Raw genomic sequence first — 1,513 nt, 5'->3', positions numbered from 1 at the left:
GTGCCGGACGGTGCCCGTCGGTGGAACTTGTTCTACCTTATCGTGAGCGACTACGCTCGCGCGGAAGCGGCCGACGCGCGAGACGCGCGACGGCGTAGACAGCGAGAAGGGGCCGCGTGTGACCGCAGAGGCCATACGGGACGCAGCGTCACGACCGGTGGTCTCCGACCGTCCGGGTGGCGTCAACGGCGCGGGCGACCCCGAAGGCGCCCTGCGGATCGCGCTGCTGACCTACAAGGGGAACCCGTTCTGCGGCGGTCAGGGCGTCTATGTGCGCCACCTGTCGCGAGAGCTGGCCGCGCTCGGCCACCGGGTCGAGGTCATCGGCGCCCAGCCGTACCCGGTGCTCGACGAGGGCGTGACGCTCACCGAGCTGCCGAGCCTGGACCTCTACCGCCAGCCGGACCCGTTCCGCACGCCCTCCCGCGAGGAGATCCGGGACTGGGTGGACGCGCTGGAGGTCGGCACGATGTGGACCGGCGGCTTCCCCGAGCCGCTCACCTTCTCGCTCCGGGCCCGCCGCCATCTGACCGCCCGCCGGGGCGAGTTCGACGTCGTGCACGACAACCAGACGCTCGGCTACGGCCTGCTGGGCGACCTCGGCGCGCCGCTGGTCACCACGATCCACCACCCCATCACCGTGGACCGCGAACTCGACCTGGCCGCCGCGCGCGGCCTGGCCCGCCGCGCCTCGGTGCGGCGCTGGTACGCGTTCACCAGGATGCAGAAGCGGGTGGCCCGCCGGCTGGACTCGGTGCTGACCGTCTCCGGCACCTCCCGGGACGAGATCGTGGAGCACCTGCGGGTGCGGCCGGAGCGGATCTCGGTGGTGCACATCGGCGCGGACAGCCGGGTGTTCTCGCCCGACGCCTCGGTGCCGGAGGTGCCGGGCCGCATCGTGACCACGTCCAGCGCCGACGTCCCGTTGAAGGGCCTTGTCCACCTCGTGGAGGCGCTGGCGAAGGTCCGCACCGAGCAGCCGCACGCCCATCTGGTCGTGGTCGGGAAACGGGCCGACGACGGCCCGGTCGCCGCCGCCGTCGAACGTCTCGGGCTCGGTGACGCGATCGAGTTCGTCAAGGGCATCAGCGACGCCGAGCTGGCGGACCTGGTGCGCGGCGCCCAGGTGGCCTGCGTGCCGTCGCTCTACGAGGGCTTCTCGCTGCCCGCGGCCGAGGCCATGGCCACCGGCACGCCACTGGTCGCCACCACCGGCGGGGCGATCCCCGAGGTGGCCGGCCGGGACGGCGAGACGTGCCTCGCGGTGCCGCCCGGCGACGCCGGCGCGCTCGCCCAGGCACTGACCAGACTGCTCTCCGACGGCGAACTGCGCCGCCGGATCGGCGCCGCCGGCCGGGAACGGGTCCTGTCCCGCTTCACCTGGCGGCAGGCGGCCCTCGGCACCGTCGAACGCTACCGGGAGGCCCTGGAGCGGGCCCGGGGCGCGCGCGGCACCCACCGGGCCAGCGGCGGCCGTTGACAGCCGCGCCCCGACTCCCGCACCGACCCGACC

The 1,513-nt window shown here is 74.3% G+C and carries 1 protein-coding gene; it reads left to right on the top strand.

Going from position 1 to position 1,513, the window contains the following annotated elements; all coding sequences use genetic code 11:
• Positions 1–118 precede the first annotated feature (118 nt).
• A complete protein-coding gene (locus GL263_RS26350) occupies positions 119–1,480 on the top strand; it encodes a glycosyltransferase family 4 protein (protein WP_182858246.1) in 1,362 nt (453 codons plus the stop codon).
• Positions 1,481–1,513 lie beyond the last annotated feature (33 nt).

Source organism: Streptomyces durbertensis (assembly GCF_014156695.1).
Taxonomy (GTDB): domain Bacteria; phylum Actinomycetota; class Actinomycetes; order Streptomycetales; family Streptomycetaceae; genus Streptomyces; species Streptomyces durbertensis.
This window is presented reverse-complemented; position numbering and strand designations above follow the sequence as displayed.